Source organism: Pedobacter sp. AC379, from assembly GCF_979258145.1.
This window is the reverse complement of sequence record NZ_OZ409839.1, coordinates 2060447-2079498: the sequence shown is the minus strand read 5'-3', so window position 1 is coordinate 2079498 and position 19052 is coordinate 2060447. Positions and strand designations below refer to the sequence as shown.

At 39.9% G+C, this 19052-nt stretch carries 17 protein-coding genes; 5 read left to right on the top strand and 12 right to left on the bottom strand.

Annotated features, from left to right (window positions below; all coding sequences use genetic code 11):
* Positions 1 to 50: 50 nt before the first annotated feature.
* Positions 51 to 2513, bottom strand: coding sequence for a glycoside hydrolase family 31 protein (locus ACZZZW_RS09155; protein ID WP_463493022.1), 2463 nt, complete (start codon positions 2511 to 2513; stop codon positions 51 to 53).
* A 323-nt stretch (positions 2514 to 2836) separates the two neighbouring features.
* Here ACZZZW_RS09155 and ACZZZW_RS09150 point away from each other — a divergent pair, with 323 nt between their 5' ends.
* Positions 2837 to 3475, top strand: coding sequence for a type IV toxin-antitoxin system AbiEi family antitoxin domain-containing protein (locus tag ACZZZW_RS09150; RefSeq protein WP_463493021.1), 639 nt, complete (start codon positions 2837 to 2839; stop codon positions 3473 to 3475).
* Entirely contained in the window at positions 3472 to 4335 is an 864-nt protein-coding gene (locus tag ACZZZW_RS09145) for a nucleotidyl transferase AbiEii/AbiGii toxin family protein (RefSeq protein ID WP_463493020.1), read from the top strand. Before ACZZZW_RS09150 ends, ACZZZW_RS09145 begins: the two co-directional genes overlap by 4 nt.
* A gap of 65 nt (positions 4336 to 4400) precedes the next feature.
* On the opposite strand, the gene ACZZZW_RS09140 is transcribed toward ACZZZW_RS09145, so the two are convergent.
* Positions 4401 to 7325: a TonB-dependent receptor domain-containing protein gene (locus tag ACZZZW_RS09140; RefSeq protein ID WP_463493019.1), complete on the bottom strand. Its 2925-nt coding sequence runs from the start codon at positions 7323 to 7325 to the stop codon at positions 4401 to 4403.
* 220 nt (positions 7326 to 7545) lie between these two features.
* Between ACZZZW_RS09140 and ACZZZW_RS09135 the strand changes: the two genes are divergently transcribed.
* Genes ACZZZW_RS09135 through ACZZZW_RS09125 form a run of 3 tightly spaced genes read left to right on the top strand, consistent with a single transcriptional unit; the run spans position 7546 to position 11347 of the window.
* Complete coding sequence (locus tag ACZZZW_RS09135; protein WP_235526210.1) at positions 7546 to 9978, top strand: penicillin acylase family protein; 2433 nt, start codon at positions 7546 to 7548, stop codon at positions 9976 to 9978.
* Between the two features lie 6 nt (positions 9979 to 9984).
* The gene (locus tag ACZZZW_RS09130; RefSeq protein ID WP_055915149.1) at positions 9985 to 10344 is read left to right on the top strand and encodes a hypothetical protein; all 360 of its coding nucleotides are present in this window, start codon (positions 9985 to 9987) and stop codon (positions 10342 to 10344) included.
* Positions 10345 to 10363: 19 nt separating this feature from the next.
* The gene (locus ACZZZW_RS09125) at positions 10364 to 11347 is read left to right on the top strand and encodes a LuxE/PaaK family acyltransferase (protein WP_463493018.1); all 984 of its coding nucleotides are present in this window, start codon (positions 10364 to 10366) and stop codon (positions 11345 to 11347) included.
* Between the two features lie 4 nt (positions 11348 to 11351).
* Here the strand turns inward: ACZZZW_RS09125 and ACZZZW_RS09120 are convergent, their stop codons facing one another.
* The 10 genes from ACZZZW_RS09120 to ACZZZW_RS09075 all read right to left on the bottom strand — a co-directional run bounded on the left by ACZZZW_RS09120 (position 11352) and on the right by ACZZZW_RS09075 (position 18983).
* Positions 11352 to 11789, bottom strand: coding sequence for a Fur family transcriptional regulator (locus tag ACZZZW_RS09120; RefSeq protein ID WP_055915153.1), 438 nt, complete (start codon positions 11787 to 11789; stop codon positions 11352 to 11354).
* A gap of 20 nt (positions 11790 to 11809) precedes the next feature.
* A complete protein-coding gene (locus ACZZZW_RS09115; RefSeq protein ID WP_235526211.1) occupies positions 11810 to 12259 on the bottom strand; it encodes a hypothetical protein in 450 nt (149 codons plus the stop codon).
* Entirely contained in the window at positions 12256 to 12690 is a 435-nt protein-coding gene (locus tag ACZZZW_RS09110; protein WP_055915157.1) for a hypothetical protein, read from the bottom strand. The genes ACZZZW_RS09115 and ACZZZW_RS09110 overlap by 4 nt, the downstream gene beginning before the upstream one ends.
* Positions 12690 to 13127: a hypothetical protein gene (locus ACZZZW_RS09105; protein ID WP_055915160.1), complete on the bottom strand. Its 438-nt coding sequence runs from the start codon at positions 13125 to 13127 to the stop codon at positions 12690 to 12692. Before ACZZZW_RS09105 ends, ACZZZW_RS09110 begins: the two co-directional genes overlap by 1 nt.
* Before the next feature lie 4 nt (positions 13128 to 13131).
* On the bottom strand, positions 13132 to 14346 hold the full coding sequence (locus ACZZZW_RS09100) for an ABC transporter permease (RefSeq protein WP_463493017.1): 1215 nt from the start codon (positions 14344 to 14346) through the stop codon (positions 13132 to 13134).
* Entirely contained in the window at positions 14346 to 14972 is a 627-nt protein-coding gene (locus ACZZZW_RS09095; RefSeq protein ID WP_463493016.1) for an ABC transporter ATP-binding protein, read from the bottom strand. The genes ACZZZW_RS09100 and ACZZZW_RS09095 overlap by 1 nt, the downstream gene beginning before the upstream one ends.
* A complete protein-coding gene (locus ACZZZW_RS09090; protein ID WP_463493015.1) occupies positions 14965 to 15129 on the bottom strand; it encodes a hypothetical protein in 165 nt (54 codons plus the stop codon). The genes ACZZZW_RS09095 and ACZZZW_RS09090 overlap by 8 nt, the downstream gene beginning before the upstream one ends.
* Before the next feature lie 20 nt (positions 15130 to 15149).
* On the bottom strand, positions 15150 to 15545 hold the full coding sequence (locus tag ACZZZW_RS09085; RefSeq protein ID WP_055915168.1) for a MerC domain-containing protein: 396 nt from the start codon (positions 15543 to 15545) through the stop codon (positions 15150 to 15152).
* A 799-nt stretch (positions 15546 to 16344) separates the two neighbouring features.
* Positions 16345 to 17631 (bottom strand): tyrosine--tRNA ligase, encoded by a 1287-nt coding sequence (gene tyrS / locus ACZZZW_RS09080; RefSeq protein ID WP_055915171.1) that lies wholly within the window; start codon positions 17629 to 17631, stop codon positions 16345 to 16347.
* Positions 17632 to 17681: 50 nt separating this feature from the next.
* Positions 17682 to 18983, bottom strand: a complete 1302-nt coding sequence (locus ACZZZW_RS09075; RefSeq protein WP_055915174.1) for a patatin-like phospholipase family protein — start codon at positions 18981 to 18983, stop codon at positions 17682 to 17684.
* Between the last annotated feature and the right edge of the window lie 69 nt (positions 18984 to 19052).

Sequence of the window (19052 nt, the reverse complement as noted above, 5' to 3'; positions counted from 1 at the left end):
TGGCTAGATAGATGAAGCCCCAAACACTAAACAGTATTTGGGGCTAAATGTTACAGACTTAGAATCTGTATATCGGTAAAGTTTTTATTGCATTTAAAATGCAGAATGTTGTTATCGTCGGTATAGAAATCGGTAACTTCTTTATTATCAATAACAATCTTTTTCACCTGGAATTTTACACCGATTACATTACAAACATAAAATTCGTAGTTTGGTGTATATAATCCTTCGTTACGCTGATTTACTTTAATGGATTGTGTATCGCCTTTTACAGTAAATTTCTTTTCCAGATAAATATCCTGTTCATAAGCGAAGGTATCTCCATGATCTTCGTACATGTAGGAGTTTACCTCATAATCACTATGATAGATGTTTAAGGTAACTTCGGTAATCGATTTTTCATCAACATACTGCATTACCGGATATTCCGGCAATACGGTTCCTGCACGTACAAACATCGGCATGCTGTCTATCTTTGCATCCACGGTATATTCATTACCGCCTTCAAGAATTTCGTTGGTCCAGAAATTATACCAGGTTCCTTTTGGAAGATAAACTTTTCTTGATATGGCACCTTGCTCCAAAACCGGGCAAATTAACAGTTTATCACCATAACAGAATTCATCCTGACGGAAGCTATTGCTGATATTTTCCTGCTCAAGCATTACCAAGGGCCTTAAAATTGGAAAACCATAACGGTGATGTTCCCAGAAAACCGAATACAGATAAGGCATTAAACGATACCTTAATTCGATAAATTTACGGTTAATGTCTTCAAAAAATTCGCCAAAGCTCCATGGTTCGCGTTCGGCGGTATCACCAGCGGAGTGCGCGCGCATAAAGGGTGAGAATGTACCCAATTGGATCCAACGGGTAAATAATTCGCCATCCGGCTCGCCACTAAAACCACCTATATCTGTTCCACAAAAAGGAACTCCTGAAACGGATAGGCGCTGGCATTGGATATTTCCGATTTTTAAATGTTCCCAGGTGGCAATGTTATCACCTGTCCATACACTGGCATAACGTTGCATACCTGCATATCCTGCGCGTGTGATGGTAAACGGTCGTTTATTGCGCATCAGTTTTTTAAGGCCTTCATAGGTAGAACGTACCATCTGCATGCCATAAACATTATGTGCTTTACGGTGCGAGCCACGGTAACCGTCATAATTATGGCGTACATCATTAGGGAAAGTGCCTGAACCAAAAACCGCTGGTTCGTTCATATCATTCCAGAAGCCCGCAACGCCCATATCTACCAGCTCTTTGTAGAGATTGCCCCACCAGGTGCGTACTTTCGGGTTGGTAAAATCAGGGAATTGGCAGCGGCCAGGCCAAACATGCCCTTCCATATAATAATCGTCGCTGCGGCGACAGAAAAATCTTTTCTCTTTGCCTTCTTTAAAAACCCAGTAATCATCATCAACTTTAATTCCCGGATCAATCATCACCACGGTTTTAAAACCATCATCAGAAAGTTCTTTGATCATTCTGCGGGGATCGGGAAAGTATTTTTTGTTCCAGGTAAAACAGCGGTAACCATCCATATAATCGATATCAAGATAAATGGCATCGCATGGAATTTTACGTTCGCGGAACTGTTTGGCTATTTCTTTAACCTTTGTTTCAGGATAATAACTCCAGCGGCATTGCTGATACCCCAAAGTCCATTTTGGTGGCATTGGGTGCGTACCTGTAAGGGTTGCATAACGCTTAACCACATCCATAATGTGTGGGCCATGGATATAATAGTATTGCAATTCACCTCCATCAGCCCAGAAACTTGTTTTATTTACATCTTCTGCACCAAAATCGAAATAGGATTTAAAGGTGTTATCAAAGAAAATTCCATAAGCAGCCTGGTTATGCAAGCCGATATAAAAAGGTATTGTGCGGTAAAGCGGATCCTGGTTCCAGCCGAATGAATAGGCATCGGTGTTCCAGTTTTCGAACCGACGGCCACGGAGGTTAAAATTGCCCGACTTATCTCCCAGACCGAAAAAGTTCTCTTCGGGGTGACATTTTTTGGTTGCATAAATGTAATAGCCTCCAAAATCCACATTTTCTTCCCAGTGCATGGAATTGGCTTCATCTACCATTACCACATTTGTAATGTTATCAAAAAAGGAGACATGAAAGTTTGCTTTTTCTATTTTACAGGTTACTGCGTGGGTAGAAATGGTATAGTGATCTTCATGCTCCTGCATTTTAAAAACAGAAACTTTTTGATCTACTTCTGGAACTGCATAAGAAAAATCATCGAGGAAAACACCATGCGGTGCAAGGCGGACACGTATTATATCGTCGCTTACCACCCTTACCTCTACCCTGGCATCGCCATCGGAAAAATAAAAGCGGTTACCTTCTTTTTTTACTTTTTTAACTGCCCCAAGGTATTGTTTAACTATAGGTTTTACCGATATATCAACCGGGTTGTTTAAATGCTGTATTTCTTGTTCCTTTTCGATCAGATCACTGGTTTCGATAGGTTTGTCGTTTTGCGCTTCCATCCTTATTTATTCAAAATTTAAAATTCGTTACTCTTAAACTGGGATGTGCTTAAGAAAGTACTATAATACAAATATTTTATAAAAGGGCTGTAGCTTTTTTTGAAAAGATGCATTTAATAGTGTAAGTTTTACACTAACTATCATTTTAATGCTTTTTTTGATGAAAGATATTAGGCTGAAATCTGATAAAATTGTAATTTTATAACAGGATAAACGGCAAATAGCCGTTTATCCTGTTTATATTTTACATACTCAATAATTTAATGTAATTTTAAAATAAGATAAACGACTGAATACCGTTTATCTTATAAAATTTTTACAATATGAATTTTCAATCAGTTCTTGCATCCCAATCACAGCAGCCATTAACTCATCAACTTTTGGTGGCTTTATTAAAGGATTATAAAAGGCCAAACGACAAAATACTGTCGCTAAAAGATGAAGGGCTAATTGAACCTTTGAAAAAAGGGCTGTACATTGTAGGAAAATCTATTGGAGCGAAGAGACCTGAAAACCCGTTATTGGCCAATCATATCCTCGGGCCAAGCTATCTCTCAATGGAAAGTGCACTTTCTCACTATGGATTAATTCCGGAAAAAGTTTTTGCGATTACATCAATGACCACAAAAGCTTCGAGAAAATATGAAACTAACATTGGATTATTTACTTATACCAATCTCCCTTTACCTTACTATTCATTTGGCATTACGATGGTGAATTTATCTGAAAATCAGATTGCATTGGTAGCCAGCCCGGAAAAAGCCTTATGCGATAAAATCATAACAACTGCTGGTATAAATCTGCGTAGCGTAGCGGCAGCAAGGGATTACACATTAAATAATCTTCGGATGGAAGAAAGTGACCTTGCAGGATTTGATATACAGGCTATCAAAAACTGGGTTGAAAATGCACCTAAAAGAAACAGTTTGAAAATGCTAATCAAAATGATCGAAACGATATGATAAAAAGCTGGCTGGATACTTATCATCCTACTAATGCTGAAGAAGCTAAGGATGCGCTAAGGGAAATTATGCAGGAAATAGCACTGGCAGGACTTTACCGTGCAGCATTTTTTGAAAAAGCAGCATTTTATGGCGGAACTGCATTGAGGATATTTTATGGATTGGACCGCTTTTCTGAAGACCTGGATTTTTCATTGCTTGCCAAAGACCCCAGTTTTTCATTAGAAAAGTATCAAGATGCGATCATAGCCGAATTTGCAGCGTTAGGCATGCAAATATCCATTTCAGAAAAACAGAAAAGCGTAAAAAACAACATTAATTCGGCTTTTTTAAAATCTGAAACGATTTGGAAAGAACTTATCCTGGAAGGAGTTATTCCTCAAAACGGACTTAAAAATGTTGCCAACATCAAGATTAAAATCGAAGTTGATACCGTACCACCTTTGGGGTTTTCGACCGAGGAGAAACTTCTGCTGCAGCCATTTTCCTTTTATGTAAAGTGCTTATCACTTCCTGATCTTTTTGCGGGTAAAATGCATGCGCTTTTGTTCCGTAAATGGGGCACCAATGTTAAAGGCCGTGACTGGTATGATATGGAATGGTACATTAAAAAGGGTTATCAACTCAATCTTGATCATTTTCTGCTCCGAGCGATAGATAGCGGAGACTGGAAGAAAGAAACAATAAGCGAAGCAGAGTTCAGGGCATTATTGGCCGCCAAGATCGATACCGTTAAGCTGGACTTTGTTAAAGCAGACATATCACGTTTCATCAGAGATACGAAAGCTCTTGACATCTGGTCGCCACGCTATTTTCATGATTTAACAGCAAATCTAAAAATTGTAAAACAAACTGGCTAAAAAACAAAAAGCCCTCTCTACTTCTTTTAAAAGTAGAGAGGACCTGTAGCAGAATATAAAAACTGTTATGGATTAAAGGCAATTCCTAAATAATAAATAGCCCCTGCCATAGGGTTGCCGTACGAGGTGAGGTAATATTTATTCAACACGTTGGAACCACCCAGCTTAATTACCGATTGAACAGAAGGAATTCTTAAACTTACCTGAGCATCTAAAGAAGAGTAGGCTGGTACCTGACCGGAGGTAAATGAAGAATTCCAGTAAAATTGATCCTGCCAACGGTAAGAAACGTTGAAACCAAAATTTTTGATAATTTCCTTATTTCCCAATCCTAAATTATAACGGATTTTTGGGGTGTTGAAATCGTTGATGTAATTTACCGGAAGATCGCCGATTTCGTTATAAGAAACGTTACCGCTAATGGTATACTTGCCCATAATATAATCTAAACCCAACGCTGCACCATAAGAGGTTACTTTACCCGCAGCATTAACAGGCACACCAAATTTAACAAAGCTACCGCCCACATTCTGATATACATCTACTGCGGTGATGAAATCTTTATAAATATTGTAATAACCATAAGCATCTACCAATAAATTAGGAAGAAGCAGGCCTTTATAACCTAACTCGTAAGATTGTACGCTTTCGGGACGGACACCCTTTGCATCAAAAGTATACTGTTGCAACAACGCTGGATTCGGGGTACCTGTTGCAGCTGCCGAAGCTAAAAATGCACGGTAACTTACATCAGTATAGGGTTTATTGGTATCAAAATGGTATTTATCGAATATAATTTCAGGTAAACCTCCGATCAGCCTTTGTGAACCGCCGCCAACAGATAAATCTATATATTGGTTTTGTGTGGTTGGATTACGGTAACCTGTTTGGTAAGAAACCCTGATATTATTGTTTTTAGCTACCGTAAAAACTCCGGTTATCCTTGGCGTAAACCTGCCTTCAAAATTCTGGCTTTTATCATAGCGGCCTGCAAATGTTAATTTAACCTTATCGTTAAAGAATTTTTTTCCGATCTGACCGAATGCACCATATTCTTTAATATCGATTGAATTTGTTAAATCGTTAAAAATTGTTCCTGCTGAATTCAAATCATATAAACGGTAAGATGCGCCAACTTGAAATTCGACCACTTTATCAAATAAATTGGTAAAGTTGTACATCCCTTCGTAATGATAAAGATTTGATTTGTCATCAAATTTAGCTCCATAAACACTTTTCGAGGGATCGGTAGAATTGATACTGGTTGCGCTGATGGTTGTGTTCATTACTTTATCTTTTGCCACCTCAAATTGCGGACTGCCTGGCACAAAACGTCCCTGATCGGCAACACTTCTGGCAAATGCCTGTGCAGCGGCATCATTTTGTCCGGCTGCTCTAGCGCCCACATAGTTTCCTATATATTGCGGAAACCAGGTTGTTGAAGGCTTAGATATCTCATTGACATAGCTACCCAGGATAGATGAAATGTAAGAATCACCCGATCGTTCCTGAGTGGTGTAGGCTTTCACAAAAAAATCCTCCCCTTTTACCTCAAGTTTATACTGGCCAATATTAAAATTCCGCAATGAATAACGGTCAGACCCGGTATAAACAGAGGTTCCTGTGCCCCAGTTAGCCTGTGCTACGGCCTGCACGGTATTACTAATATTATAATAAAGAGCTCCCGAAGCTTTTAATGATTTGGTACCGTAATCAACTAGGTTTTCTTCATTATAACCTGTTCTTGAAATATTCTGATCGGGAATAAGTCCGGCTTTTAAACCCACATAAAAAGGAAGGTAATTCTGCACTGCCGGACGTAATCCGGCTGGCAAACCTGCCAAAAATCCGGCCTGTTGGGCCGCATTGGGGATGGCGGCCCCAAAAGTACCGTCGAGTGTTGATTTGATATTCGGAATTAAACCACCAGAACCTGTATTGATGCCTGCAATGGTTGCGTTTTGCACGCTTAAGGCCACGTTGCGCATATTCTGACTTACTTCATCTCCATAGACGTTAACCCCATCGTAATTTGGATCGCTGCTTCTATCGCCACCTTTCACGCTTCTCGATATGCGATCGAAATTTGAATAATTATTTCCGAACCAATCTTTGGCCTGCAAAAATGAAAACGCAGCTTTTACGCCAAATTTATTGTTCCATGATTTTGCCATGCGCACATCTAACTGATTAAATGGCTCTACCGCGCTATTATCATCGTTAACATGATTTACACCGGTTTTATACTGAAAACTTGCTCCTGGATATTTGAAGGGATCTTTTGAAGTCATTAACAATGTGCCGTTGATACCACCTGCACCATAAAGTGCTGATGAAGCTCCAGGTAAAAGTTCAACATTATCTACATCAAGTTCGGTAATCCCAACAATGTTACCTACAGAGAAGTTTAATCCAGGAGCCTGGTTATCCATCCCATCGATATATTGATTAAAACGGGTATTGCCATTTGAATTAAAACCGCGGGTATTGATTGATTTAAAAGTTAAACTCTGCATGCTGCTTTCCACACCTTTCATATTGTTTAAGGCATCGTAAAAAGATGGTGCTGCGATTTCTCTGATTGAAGCTGCGCTCATCCGTTCGATAGAAACCGGTGATTCTAAAATACGCTCAGGCGTACGCGAAGCCGATACAACCACATCTCCACCCAATACAACTGCTGTTTCCAGCTCCAGGCTGATACCAGACGTACTTCCATTCACCTGCTGTTCTACAGAACCATAACCTACGTAAGATGCCACCAAAGTGAAGGGCACCTTGGCCGTAGTTGTAAATGTGAAACTCCCATTTGCTGTAGAGGCGGTTCCGCCAGATTGGCCTTTGATCGTCAAACTTACGCCTGCTAATCCCTCTTTCGATTGCTTATCTTTCACGGTTCCGCTCACCGTAATGCTTTGTGCCTGCGCAGCAATATTAATTGTGCACATCAGCAACAACACAAAGAAGATCTGTGTTAAAATTCTGCTCATAAACGAATGTTAATTTTGGTTAGGGATGATTGGTTAATTCGGTTGTTTGTATTATTAGTTATATAAACTTAAATTCTTTTTTTGAATAATACAAATTATGTCAGCATAATAATTTTCTGTTCAAATTATAATTTTGGATTGATATACAGTTTGTTGTATTTTGCATCAAACATAAACCGTCATTTTGCCCTATCTTAGTAAACTGACTTGTTAGCTAACCATGATGAATAAAATTAAAGCCCTGTTCTGCGTCATTATTCCGATAGCATTAGCTTTTTTATTTAATACCAAATTAGGTAGTACGCCTCCACTGTTAAAATTCCTAAATCCTTTTATGGGTTTTTGGCAAAATGCAGAGAATAATCATTTTATGTTTAACCATAAAGCGAAAATAACCGGGGCCATAGATAAAATTGAAATCGTTTTCGATGACAGAATGATTCCGCATATTTTTGCACAGAATGATCACGATCTATACCTGGCGCAAGGTTATGTTACGGCCATGCACCGGCTTTGGCAGATGGATTTCCAGACCCGTTTTGCAGCAGGAAGAATTAGCGAGGTGGTTGGCGATAAGGCTATTGAGGTTGACCGTTACCAGCGCAGGATGGGCATGGTTTACGGCGCAGAAAACTCGTTGAAGGGTATGATGGCCGATCCAAAGGCAAAAGAAATGATACTGGCCTATACCGAAGGGATTAACGCCTATATTAAAACCCTATCGAAAGCCAACTATCCACTGGAATATAAAATACTCGATTTTAAGCCTGAAGATTGGACGCCGGTGAAATGCGCTTTGTTGCTTAAACAGATGTCGGCTGTATTGGCAATGGGCTCAGATGAATTTTACATGACCAATATCCTGAAGAAATTCGGCCCGGAAGTGACCAAAGATCTTTTTCCAGATTACCCCTTCCGTGAAGACCCTATTATCCCGGTAGGCACAAAATGGAATTTCTCGCCTTTGCCAATACCTAAAACACCGCAAAGTTTTACAGCGGCACAAACCGGCGAGGTAAAAACCAAAGAAAAAGTTGAAGGTATCGGGAGTAACAACTGGGCTTTATCAGGATCAAAAACTGCGTCTGGTTATCCGATTTTAGCAAACGACCCGCATTTGGATTTAACACTTCCTTCCATCTGGTACCAGATCCAGCTACATGCACCTGGCGTAAATACGTATGGCGTTTCCTTGCCCGGCGCACCTGGCGTAATTATTGGCTTTAACCAAAAAATAGCCTGGGGCGTAACCAACGTTGCTGCCGATGTATTAGATTTTTACCAAATTAAGTTCAAAGATTCTTCGCATAACCAATACTGGTACAATAACCAATGGAAAGCAACTACAAAACGGTTGGAAACCATTAAAATCCGCGGTGGAAAGGATGAGATAGATACGGTTTATTATACCCATCATGGTCCGGTGGTTTATTTCCAGAAACCAAAATATGGCAGGGCAGATAATGTTCCTGTTGGTGATGCCTTAAGGTGGATCGCTCATGAAGAATCAAACGAATTGATGACTTTCTACTACCTTAACCGTGGGAAAAATTACAACGATTACCGCAAGGCTTTAACTTTTTACACTGCACCTGCGCAGAACTTTGTTTTTGCAAGTGTAGACAATGATATCGCCATTACGCCAAATGGCAAGTTTCCGCTGAAATGGAAAGATCAGGGTAAATTTATTCTAGATGGCACAGATCCGGCATATGATTGGCATGGATGGATTCCGAATGCGCAGAACCCAACGGTCAAAAATCCACCTCGTGGTTTTGTCAGCTCAGCCAACCAATCGTCCACTGATACCACCTATCCTTATTACATTAATTGGGAGTTTTCTCCTTATGAACGTGGTAAGCGGATCAACGACCGCCTATCGGCCATGAACAAGGCTACCTTAGACAGTATCCGCCTGATGCAGACCGATAACTATAGCATCATGGCACAAAATCTTGTGCCTGCTTTAATACCGCTATTAAACAACGAGCAATTAAATGCCACCCAAAAGGAAGCTCTGGCTTACCTGAACAAGTGGAACAAACGTTACAATGCAAATGAAATTGCAGCCAGCGTGTTCGAGATATGGACCAAAAGGCTGACATATGACATTTGGGCTGATGAATTTGTGGTTAAGGGAATCCCGATGCGTTATCCATCCCGCGACCGTACCGTTGAAATGATTTTAAAAGAACCCAATGCATCCTGGTACGATAACATCAATACTCCTAAAAAAGAAACATTGACTGACCTGGTAAATGAAGCTTTTAAATATAGCTGCGACAGTTTGGAAAAGCGTTTTGGACCGATAAACAAAGATTGGGACTGGGCAAACGTAAAACAGAGCAATGTACCACACCTGGCTAAAATTCCCGGTTTTGGATCAAAAGTATTGCAAATTGGCGGTGCTAAATCCACTATAAATGCCTTAAGCGAAACCAATGGCCCATCATGGCGAATGGTAATCGAACTTGGTAAAACACCAAAGGGGCATGGCGTTTATCCTGGAGGCCAATCTGGTAATCCGGGAAGTAAATTTTATGACAATATGATCGATACCTGGGCCAATGGCAAACTTTACGACCTGTTTTACATGCAGAGTGCTGATGATAAATCGGGCACAATTATTTCTCGTTTAAAAATATCTAAATAAGCAAAAATGGTTTTCATTGTTATAGCAGTAATCTGTTTTCTCCTGCAAATGATCGCCCCCTGGTGGATCATCATTGTAATTTCCTTTGCTACCTGTGGCATCATTGGTAAAACAGGCAAAATAGCTTTCTGGCAATCATTTCTTGCAATTTTTTTGCTGTGGATCGGTTATGCCTTATTTAAAAGTTTACCTAATGACAATGTTTTAGCAGGCCGCGTAGCGGTAATGACGGGCATAAAAATATGGTGGTTGCTTTTACTGGTTACCGGGTTTTTAAGTGGTTTGGTTGCCGGAATAAGTGGCTATTGTGGTTACCATTTCCGTATGGCTATGCTGGCAAAAAAAACTGACGAAAAAATAGCATAATGCTTTGTACTTTTGCAGCGTGAATATAACAGCTGAAGAAATATTTTCGATAAATGACCAGGATGAGTTTAATACACTGGCTTTAAAAATTTTTAACTTACAGGCGCAAAACTGTAATGTATACCGCGAATATATTTTTCATCTGGGAATTGATGCTGAAGAAATAACCAAAGTTGAGCAAATTCCGTTTTTGCCAATAAGCTTTTTTAAAAGTCACCAGGTTTTAAGCAATACCAATCCAATTGAAGTCACTTTCAGCAGTTCGGGTACAACCGGCATGGTACAAAGCAGTCACCACGTTAACGATGTACGCTTGTATGAGCAAAGTTATTTGCAGGCATTTACTACGTTTTATGGGCCTGTAACCGAATATTGCTTTCTGGCACTGCTGCCATCCTACCAGCAACGTTCGGGCTCATCGTTGATTTACATGGTGAATGATCTCATCGAAAAGAGTAACCATCCACAAAGCGGTTATTTTTTGTATAACCATGATGATCTGCTGCAAACCCTGCTCAAACTCAAATCCCAAAACCAAAAAACAGTATTGATAGGAGTTACTTATGCTTTACTTGATTTTATAGCGCAATACGATATCGATTTCCCCGGGCTGATTGTAATGGAAACCGGAGGAATGAAGGGAAAACGTAAAGAAATGGTACGCGAAGAGTTGCATCAGCAATTGACTAATGGATTCGGCGTGAACGCCATTCACAGCGAATATGGGATGACTGAACTGCTTTCTCAAGCTTATTCTTTGGGTGAAGGAGTTTTCAACTGCCCATCGTGGATGAAAATTCTGATACGTGATACCAATGATCCTTTAAGCTTAATCAATCTAGGGAGAACCGGAGGAATCAACGTGATAGACCTTGCCAACGTTAATTCATGCTCTTTTATTGCTGCGCAGGATTTGGGGCGGATAAACCCTGATCAAAGCTTTGAAGTATTGGGCAGATTTGATAATGCCGATATCAGGGGATGCAACCTGTTGGTACAGTAAGTATTTAGTTTACCTTATCAGCGCAACTGGCGCAAATACCGGTAGCAATAAGGTTTAAATGTTCTACTTTAAAGCCCGAAGGAACTTTTAAAGCAGGGATTTTTACGGTATCGAGGCAATAAATTTTATGGCAGTTATCACAGTTAAAGTGAACATGTTCATCATGGTGCTCATGCGCACTGCAACCATCAGAGCAGATGGCATAATTGGCAGTTCCCTGCTGATCCAAAACTTTATGGATTATGCCCTTTTCTTCAAAAGCCTGTAAAACACGGTACAAAGTAACACGGTCTGCATCTTTGCCCATCACCTGCTCCAAATAAGGTTGAGAGGTTGCAGAGTCTCTTCCGCTCAAGATCTCCAGTACCTGTAAACGGGGAGTGGTTCTTTTGAGTCCGTTTTTAACCAAAAGTTTTTCGAAACGCTCTGTATTATTTTCCATAGCCATACAAAAATAAACAATTAATTAATGATTTTGGCATTTTTGATGCTTATCGGCGGGGCATAACCCGCATCTTTTTGTTCCAATTTCAAAATTCCTTTTACATGGATCGGTTTTTCGTTATAGGGTATAGCATTTTCCATCTCGATCATGATCATTACCGGAATGCCGTTCTGTCCACAAAAATAACATTGATTAACCGGCAAAGTGGCCAGCAGGAATTTCTGTTGTTTCTGTCCGCTCTTAATTGGAATGAGATAACCTGTGAGCTCAAATTCTCTGTTTTCAAAACGTTTAATGGATTCAGAAAATAAAGGCAAAAGTTCATTCCTGGCAGTAAGTTCAAACTTAACCGAACCGATTACATCCCAGTTCAAAGATCGCAACTGATCGCTGGGATTATGTTTTTGCATTTGTGACAGCACTACATTGCTCCATAGCATAAAGAAAATAACAAGCAAATTTTTCATTTTTTAGCAGCATCTAATAAAAAAAAGACCGATCGGCTATCTCCAGAATCGTTTATGATAAATTTCCCCTTTAGGATAACCGGATCTTCCGTCCAGGCAAGCGGCTTTAATGTTTTAACCTCTATCATGGAGGGAATATCGCCTGAACCACAGTATGGGCAGGAGGCAACGGGAACAATAGAAAACAGAAATTCGTTAAAACTACTGCCAACTTTAGTGGGAATGATGTATCCTGGAAGCTCAATGATTTTATTGTTGATCGCTTTTAGTGCAGGTGGGAAAACCGGTTGCCAAACCAGGGGTTTTACCTGTTTATCGTATTTTAATCCGATCAGGTTCCAGGTTGGTGTACGCATGTCGGTATGAACGTTTACCTGCGCAACTGCTTTATAAGAGGCTAAACAAAATAAAAATAAAATAATTTTTCTCATTATAACTGCTTCGCATCTAGCAAAAAAAATTCACTTCTGTCATCACCAGAATCATTAATCACAAACTTTCCTTTGAGCTTAACCGGTTTTTCGGTAATCGGAATTGCAGACAACATTTTTACCTGTACCATTGATGGTATGTCGCCTGCGCCGCAGTACGGGCAAGATGCAACAGGCACAATAGAAAACATAAACTCCTTAAACTTTGCGCCCACCTTTACAGGAATGATGTAGCCTGGCAGTTCAATCACTTTGTTGTTTAGCGCTTTTAATGCCGGCGGAAAAACACTTCCCCATTTCCCGGGTGAAATCTCTGCATCATACCGTAACCCGATTATATTCCAGGTAGGCGTGCGCATATCGGTATGCACCTTAACCTGCGCTGCCACTACGTTTACACTTAGATATAAAGCAGTTGATAAAGCTAATGTCTTCATTGTATTAACGGTCTTTTGTTAAAGTTTCGGCAATATCAACCTTATAAATTTGCATGGCGGGTATAAGCGATGCCACTGCACCGATAAGCAAACCGATCCAAATTAAATACCCTTCCTGCCGAATTATGGTAAGCCCGGTTAATTTTGCCTGTGATGATTCCTGGAATGTTCCGATTACCTCCAACGCCAAGTGTCCTGCCAGTAAGCCAAAACAAGCTCCAATAAAGGTTATTAAAATACCTTCGAACAGCACCAGGAAAAACAGCTTTACCTTTGATGCTCCCAAACAGCGCATGATTGCCAAATCGTATTTTCTTTCTTTCATTGCATTATATAAACTGATGAAAATACTCAATGCTGCAATGCCCATTATCAATATGGCGAACCATTTTAGGGTGTCAATTCCAACTCCGATAAGTGAAAATAACCTTGCACTTTCCATCGCCGGTGATGCTGCCTGCATATTGGTGCTTTGATTAACCATGCGGGGAAAGAGGACAACAGACATCGGGGATTTATACTGAATCAAAAGTGCCGTAATCTGTTTATCATTTATCTCTTTTTTATCCGGCAGGTTTGGATGAAGATCGATTTCACCATGTTTTTCTTCATGCATTTTATACACGCTGCCAATATTGGTCAGTATCAGGTTATCGGTTATGTTTCCCTGTGGTTTCAATATGCCTTTCACCAGGTAAGCATGTTGTTTGTGGATATCGCCGTTGCCCGTTAAACCATGTGCACCGAAAAAAGTATCTCCAATTTTTAAATTCGAAGTTGAAGCGACTGTACTTCCTATGGTTACCTCCAGATCTTTTTGCCAAAAAACTCCATTTTGCAAGGATAAACCATAAAGATTGACAAAAGCGCTATCTGTGCCTACAATTCTAAACCCGTTAAAGTTATCGCCCAAGGCCAGCGGAACTGCCCGTCTAACCATCGGGTGATGTGCTAATCTGTAAGCATCTTTTGCAGGAATATTTCCTGTAGGATAATCGATATGGTAAATACTGCTCAGGATTAATTGTAAAGGACTGCCCTTTGCGCCTACAACCAGATCAATATCTTTGGCATTTTTTTCCAGTTTATTGCTGATCTGATCAGAAGCTAGAAAAAGAATGGAGAGAATGGCCACACCAAAGGCCACAAGAACAATGTTAAGTATGGTAGTCAGTTTATTCCTTGCGAGACTTTTGTAGCTGATTTTAAAAATATTCATTAGAGCAGATAGGTTTTAGTAAAGTGTTCACTAACCCTTTGATCGTGAGTGGCAATAATTAATGCAGCTCCGTTTTCTTTTGCCTGTGAGGTGAGCATCTGAACTACCTGAGCAGCATTTTCATCATCCAAACTTGATGTTGGTTCGTCGGCAATCAACAGATCCGGTCTGTTTACCAATGCCCGGGCTACTGACACCCTCTGTAATTGTCCCTGACTTAGTTGATCGGGATATTTTCTGGCCAGATCGGCGATATCAAGATCATTTAAAACTGCAAGATTACGTTCATGATCGATTTTTAAACCGGCCATCACTGCGGCAAGCTCAAGGTTATCGAGCACATCAAGAGATCGGATGAGGTGCGGCCGCTGAAAGACAATCCCAATATGCTTTCCCCTAAAACGGTCCATCCTTTTTGCAGATAACTCATATAATTCAGTTTTGTTAATCAAAATTTTGCCTTCCGTAGGTTTTAACAAGCCAGAAATTATGTTCAATAAAGTACTTTTCCCACTGCCCGATGCACCAAGTAAAAGCCATTGCTCCATATCTGCAACCTCCCAATCAGGAAAATTTATCTTCCTCCCCTTTTCATATACATGCGTTAATGATTGAAGATTAATCATGATGTGCAACTTTTTTTATTTTCTTACTAATGATATTTTTAATCGCATAACGCCGATAAAGTTCAATCCCATCGTTGGTACCATGTTTACAAGCTGGGTTTAACATTGTGATGAACAGCAGTGCAGGAATAAAAAAGATTTTATAATTCTTGTTCATGTTGATGGTTAAGGATGATTTTAAAATTGATGGTTTATCGGGCAGGATTTAAGCATCCGCAGATTGATGAAATGAGCGATTGCAATTGTAAAACCTCCAAGTGGGATCATTATTGGCTCGAGCAGTTCAACCCCTGATAAATGGCCGAAAGCAATACAGGCAAAACCTAAAACAAGTACTACAAGCGGCGCAATGCGGTGGTGCTGCTTTCGATATGCACCGCTCAAGCTCCATATGCCCAGGATTAACGAAACCGCAATCATAGTAACTTCTACAGCCTCGTTGGCCAAAAATCCTATGCCCCACATGGGCAAAACGGTGATTAAAAATGGTAATGCAGCGCAATGTATGGCGCAAAGTGTTGAGGCAGTGATGCCAATCCGATCCAGGTTGATCTTGTAACTCCGTAATTTCATTGAATAATTTTAGCAATCAAATATAAAAGCAATATAGTTGCATTTAAAATATTTAACGCTTTATTTGCAACATAATTGCATTAATATGATGAAGAATTTAATAGCAATCGTTTTGAGCGGATTTTCAGGCTTTGTAAAACCACCTTAATAACGCTATGCTAAATGAGATAATCAGCCTGGAGTTTCCACAAAATATATGCTCACTCTCAAGAAACAAGATGGAAATTACTTGTTGGCAGGGATCAGGATTTTAGTGCCTGCAAAAAGAGCTTGTTTTTGCAATAAGGGGAATGCTTAGAAAAAGTGCTCAAATTGCGTCTGTTAATTCTTACAGAATGAATAAAATACAAAAACAGCACGTTGCTTAAAACCCTTTTAAGAATATTTATAGTTAAAATCAGCAATTTTGGGGAAATTAGTAGATTAAATAAACAAAAAGGTAGTTTTTTGATAATAAACTTAGCTGTTATTTTATGTAAATTTGATTTCCCTACAAACTAAGGCTTAATATGACATCTCCTAAGGACTTAACAATGGCTAAAACCTGTCCACCCTGTCCAAAATGCAAAAATTTTGAGACTTATCGGGTGCCGAGAGGTTTTATCTTTAAAACACTTATGCCCTGGGTATCAATTAAACGATACAAATGCTACAAGTGTTTTAACAAGTTTTACCTATTCAAGTAGTGCCGTATTTATTAACTCCCTCATCTTAGCCACCTTAAAGTGGCTTTTTTATTTAAAGTAATTTTCAAGCCCGATAAACAGATATTAATCCTTAATTATCGGGTTTGAGAATTTTATTCAGCGATGAGAAGAAAATAGTTTTTCTTGCCTTTTTGTACCACTATGAATTTATCGTTAATGAGGTGATCTGCAGTAAAAACCTGTGCCATTTCAGCAACCTTTTCTTTATTTACAGAAACACCGCCACCCTGAATGGTTTTTTTCGCCTCTCCTTTTGATGGGAAAATAGCAGATTTTTCGGCAAGCAAGGTTGCGGCATCAATACCGGCACCAAGTTCTTCAATTAAAATTCTGTACTGTGGTATGCCATCAAAAATATCGAGTACTTCTTTATCAGGTAAGCCTGTTAAAAACTCCAGTGATCCGTTTCCGAACAAAAATTCAGAAGTTTTAATGGCAGTTACCAAAGCTTCTGCTGAGTGTGTTTTAACGGTAATATCTTCAGCCAAAGCTTTTTGAAGAATGCGCAGGTGCGGGGCCGCATCATGTTCTTTTTCCAAGGCCTCTATTTCTTGCTTATTTTTCAACGTAAAAATACGGATCCATTTTTTCACGTCGTCATCTGATGCGTTTAACCAAAACTGGTAAAATTTATAGGGAGATGTTTTCTCCGGATCTAACCAAACTGCGCCGCTTTCGGTTTTACCGAATTTGGTTCCATCGGCTTTTTTAATTAACTGTGTAGTAATGGCATAAGCGGTTCCTGCATCTTTTCTTCTGATCAATTCTGTTCCGGTAACAATGTTCCCCCATTGATCGGATCCACCCATTTGTACCAAACAGTTTTCATTTTTCCATAAATGATAAAAATCATACCCTTGAATTAACTGGTAGCAGAATTCGGTAAAGGAAAGTCCGGAATCGCCTTCCAAACGTCTTTTAACACTATCTTTCGCCATCATGTAATTAACGGTAATGTGTTTACCTACATCCCTGATAAAGGTAAAAAGATTCATATCCTTAAACCAATCGGCATTGTTCACCATTACCGCGCCATTACCACCTTCTTCAAATTTTAAGAATTTGGCCAGTTGCTTTTTCATCCCTTTCAGGTTATGCTCAATCATTTCCGGTGTTTGCAGATTACGCTCATCAGATTTTCCAGATGGATCGCCTACCATACCTGTAGCACCACCAACCAAAGCAAACGGTTTGTGCCCGGCATTTTGAAAATGAATCAGGGTCATGATCTGAGTTAAGTGCCCAACGTGCAACGAATCTGCTGTAGGGTCGAAACCGATATAACCAGAAGTCATACCTTCGTTTAACTTTTCTTCAGTATTCGGCATAATATCATGCAGCATGCCACGCCATCTTAACTCTTCAACAAAATTCGTCATTGTACAAACACTTTAATAATGTGCGTGCAAAGATAAAATTTTAGCTTAGTTTAAAGCAAATTTGTTGGTTTTGTAAACCAGTTCTTAAAATCCGTATTGGCTGTTTCAAAATCGGCATGCCCAATGAGGCAATTTAAGCTGGCATTACTCCTGATAGATTGATTCGGAACCCCGCCACCGTTTAACCAGTTATCACATAGTTTTTTGATCAGTGAAACTTCACCGTCTTCCACCGCATCCATATCCATCGAATTTAGTGTTACATAATCATCTTTGTCTATCCCTGCAGGAAGATCCCAGTATTTACCGCCGGCATCATCTTTTAAAATCGGTCGTAGCGCCGGGTTCATGCGGATAAAATCAACAGGTTTTGCCGGCATATCGGGATTAAGAATCATGTAAGCTACAAAAGCCGCGGTATCGGGTGGGTCGTTTAATATACTTGTTCCCATTTTCTGAATATCTTTAATCAAACCTGGCGCTTCGTGTTTGGCCTTAAGTTCTTCATATTTTACGGGGATTTCTTCGTCATATTGCAACTGTGAAACAGTTCCTGTACCGATGGAAAGCACCTGTACATTTTCGATTCCATATTGCACCCTGTTGCAGATTGCTTCGGTAACGGCAACAAGAACAGGATTATTATTACCGGTAACTCCCCCATCCCAATAATATTTGGGCTTATTGTTTACTAAAAAGGTAGCCGGCTCGTTAAAATAATTCACCGGGGCAGTGCTGGAAGCATGTATTGCATCAACCAGACTTACCAAACAATCTGACGGTGTTGAAGCCTTTGGCTCCAGGTTCTGAAGTTTTCTTTCAATCACGGATGTGGAAGCCATACTACTGCAATCAGACCTGAACAGCTCGGCCCTGTTGCGGTAATAATCATATCCGATGATCAGAAACTGGGTTTTCACCGCACCGTTTATAGCTACATGTGCCGGAATATCCATCATGTCTATTTGGGCAATTCCCGGCAAAATCTCCTTTAGGGCAGCATGTTTCCTTTTGGTGGCGTATTTTGCACCAATTTTAAAAATCCGCGCGACGCTCGCCAGTAAACTTTTTTCAAAAAAACTTAATCTTGAGAATACTTTGCTCCTTAGTTTTTCATCATCAAATATCTTTTCTATTTCAGAAAGCTTAAGGTTTTCGGCCATGGCGGCTGCAACCAGACTGCCACCACTGTTTGCCGATACCAGATCGAACTGCGCCAGCACTTCATGACCGGTTGGATCGGGATTGTTAAAAGTTTCGGCGAAGAGTTTACGCAGGCATTTTACCTGGATAAGTGCCCAGGAGCCTCCTCCATCGAGCGATAATATCCTGTAAGTTTTAGCATTAGGCATGATGCATCAGATTAGGTACAATTAAAGCTATACATTATTCGCCTGCAAAACAATATTGATTTATGTACA

Bases quoted from the DNA above. Each gene is read 5' to 3' on its own strand.
- ACZZZW_RS09155 (WP_463493022.1), bottom strand. From the start codon at position 2,513: ATGGAAGCGCAAAACGACAAACCTATCGAAACCAGTGATCTGATCGAA.
- ACZZZW_RS09150 (WP_463493021.1), top strand. From the start codon at position 2,837: ATGAATTTTCAATCAGTTCTTGCATCCCAATCACAGCAGCCATTAACT.
- ACZZZW_RS09145 (WP_463493020.1), top strand. From the start codon at position 3,472: ATGATAAAAAGCTGGCTGGATACTTATCATCCTACTAATGCTGAAGAA.
- ACZZZW_RS09140 (WP_463493019.1), bottom strand. From the start codon at position 7,325: ATGAGCAGAATTTTAACACAGATCTTCTTTGTGTTGTTGCTGATGTGC.
- ACZZZW_RS09135 (WP_235526210.1), top strand. From the start codon at position 7,546: ATGATGAATAAAATTAAAGCCCTGTTCTGCGTCATTATTCCGATAGCA.
- ACZZZW_RS09130 (WP_055915149.1), top strand. From the start codon at position 9,985: ATGGTTTTCATTGTTATAGCAGTAATCTGTTTTCTCCTGCAAATGATC.
- ACZZZW_RS09120 (WP_055915153.1), bottom strand. From the start codon at position 11,789: ATGGAAAATAATACAGAGCGTTTCGAAAAACTTTTGGTTAAAAACGGA.
- ACZZZW_RS09115 (WP_235526211.1), bottom strand. From the start codon at position 12,259: ATGAAAAATTTGCTTGTTATTTTCTTTATGCTATGGAGCAATGTAGTG.
- ACZZZW_RS09110 (WP_055915157.1), bottom strand. From the start codon at position 12,690: ATGAGAAAAATTATTTTATTTTTATTTTGTTTAGCCTCTTATAAAGCA.
- ACZZZW_RS09105 (WP_055915160.1), bottom strand. From the start codon at position 13,127: ATGAAGACATTAGCTTTATCAACTGCTTTATATCTAAGTGTAAACGTA.
- ACZZZW_RS09100 (WP_463493017.1), bottom strand. From the start codon at position 14,346: ATGAATATTTTTAAAATCAGCTACAAAAGTCTCGCAAGGAATAAACTG.
- ACZZZW_RS09095 (WP_463493016.1), bottom strand. From the start codon at position 14,972: ATGATTAATCTTCAATCATTAACGCATGTATATGAAAAGGGGAGGAAG.
- ACZZZW_RS09090 (WP_463493015.1), bottom strand. From the start codon at position 15,129: ATGAACAAGAATTATAAAATCTTTTTTATTCCTGCACTGCTGTTCATC.
- ACZZZW_RS09085 (WP_055915168.1), bottom strand. From the start codon at position 15,545: ATGAAATTACGGAGTTACAAGATCAACCTGGATCGGATTGGCATCACT.
- tyrS (WP_055915171.1), bottom strand. From the start codon at position 17,631: ATGACGAATTTTGTTGAAGAGTTAAGATGGCGTGGCATGCTGCATGAT.
- ACZZZW_RS09075 (WP_055915174.1), bottom strand. From the start codon at position 18,983: ATGCCTAATGCTAAAACTTACAGGATATTATCGCTCGATGGAGGAGGC.